The sequence below is a fragment of the Arthrobacter sp. Hiyo1 genome (assembly GCF_001263615.2).
Taxonomy (GTDB): Bacteria; Actinomycetota; Actinomycetes; order Actinomycetales; family Micrococcaceae; genus Arthrobacter.
This window is the reverse complement of sequence record NZ_DF952470.1, coordinates 168862-170554: the sequence shown is the minus strand read 5'-3', so window position 1 is coordinate 170554 and position 1693 is coordinate 168862. Positions and strand designations below refer to the sequence as shown.

Annotated in this window: 2 protein-coding genes; one reads left to right on the top strand and one right to left on the bottom strand. The window is 63.6% G+C overall.

Annotated elements, in window-relative coordinates; all coding sequences use genetic code 11:
* Window positions 1–37: 37 nt before the first annotated feature.
* Complete coding sequence (locus AHiyo1_RS09755; protein ID WP_059388444.1) at window positions 38–1414, bottom strand: MFS transporter; 1377 nt, start codon at window positions 1412–1414, stop codon at window positions 38–40.
* Window positions 1415–1543: 129 nt separating this feature from the next.
* Here AHiyo1_RS09755 and AHiyo1_RS09750 point away from each other — a divergent pair.
* A partial coding sequence (locus AHiyo1_RS09750; protein ID WP_148667534.1) for a helix-turn-helix domain-containing protein occupies window positions 1544–1693 on the top strand: 150 nt, incomplete at its 3' end.

Genomic DNA, 1693 nt, shown 5'->3' with positions numbered 1-1693 from the left:
GCCCCGCCGGTCACCAGGGCCTTGCGGCCCTCGAGGCTCATGCGCGGGCACCCATGGGGAGGCCGTGACGAACGGCATCGGCATTGTCAACGTCTTCCAGCGCCACACCGCGGGTCTCTTTGAGCGTCAAGACGACGACGGCGGTAATCGCGCAGGAGATCACCAGGTAGATTGCCGTGGGCATCCAGGATCCGGTGTCCTTGAGCCATTGGGTCGCCAGCAGCGGGGCCAGCGAACCGGCGAAGATCGAGGTGACCTGCGAGCCAAGGGAGACTCCTGAGTAGCGCATGCGGGTGGGGAAGAGCTCGGTCATGATGGCCGGCTGCCCTGCGTACATGAAGGCGTGCAGGCAGAGGCCGATGGTCACGGCGGCAACGATCACCGCGGGATTCTTGGTGTCGAACATGGGGAAGGCGAAGAACGGCCAGGTGGCACCGCTGATGGCACCGATCAGGTAAACCGGCTTGCGGCCCCAGGCGTCTGCCAACCGGCCGATCTGCGGGATGACCACGAAGTGGACAACGTGCGCGATCAGGAGGGCGAGCAGCAAGGACGAGGTGTCGTATTTGTCCACGCTCTTGAGGTACACGATGGAGAAGCTCACCACGAGGTAATACATGATGTTCTCGGCGAGCCTCAGTCCCATGGCCTGCAGGATGCCCTTGGGGTACTTACGGATGACTTCGCCGACGCCGTAGCTGATGGCTTGTTCCTTCTCCACCTGGGCCTTCGCTTCGAGGAAGATCGGGGCCTCGGTCACGTGGGTGCGGATGTAGTAGCCCACGAAGACGATCACTGCGGAGAGCCAGAAGGCCACGCGCCATCCCCAGCCGAGGAAGGCTGCGCTGCTCAGGGTGGTGGACATGATGAACAGGACCAGCGTGGCGAGGAGGTTCCCGACGGGAACCGCGGCCTGCGGCCAGCTTGACCAGAATCCGCGGGACTCCTTGGGGCTGTGTTCGGCCACCAGCAGCACCGCGCCGCCCCATTCGCCGCCCAGCGCGAAGCCTTGGATGAAGCGGAGTGCCACGAGCATGGCCGGCGCCCAGTAACCGAGGTCGGCGAAGCCGGGGAGGCAGCCCATGAGGAAGGTGGACACGCCGACAATCACGATGGTGAGCTGCAGCGTGGGTTTGCGGCCGAGCTTGTCGCCGATCTGGCCGAAGACGATGCCGCCCAGGGGCCGGGCCACGAAGCCCACCGCGTAGGTCAGGAACGCCTGGATGATGCCGTCGAGGTCGTTGCCCGTGGGCGGGAAGAAGTACTTGCCGAAAACCAGCGTTGCGGCCGTGGCGTAGAGGAAGAATTCGTACCATTCCACCACGGTGCCCACCATCGAGGCGGCGACGATCTTCTTGAGGCCTGCGCCTTTGCCGGTGGCGGCCCCTGCTGCGGAGCGTTGTCCTACGCTCATGTCCATCTCCTTAGTGTCCACACTGACACGCGTTGTGATCCACAACACGAAATGCTCCAATGAGTATTGCCGCACATCAGTGCTGCTTCAATGGCCAAAATGGCACCAAGTGTGTGCAGAATTGCAGATATGAATCCGAATCCCGATGACCTCCTCGTCCTGCTCGCAGTATCGCGCTCAGGTAAGTTCACGACGGCGGCCCAAGCCTTGGGACTGAACCACACCACCGTTTCCCGCAGGATCGCCGCGCTCGAAAAGGCGCTCGGCGGCCGGGTCCTC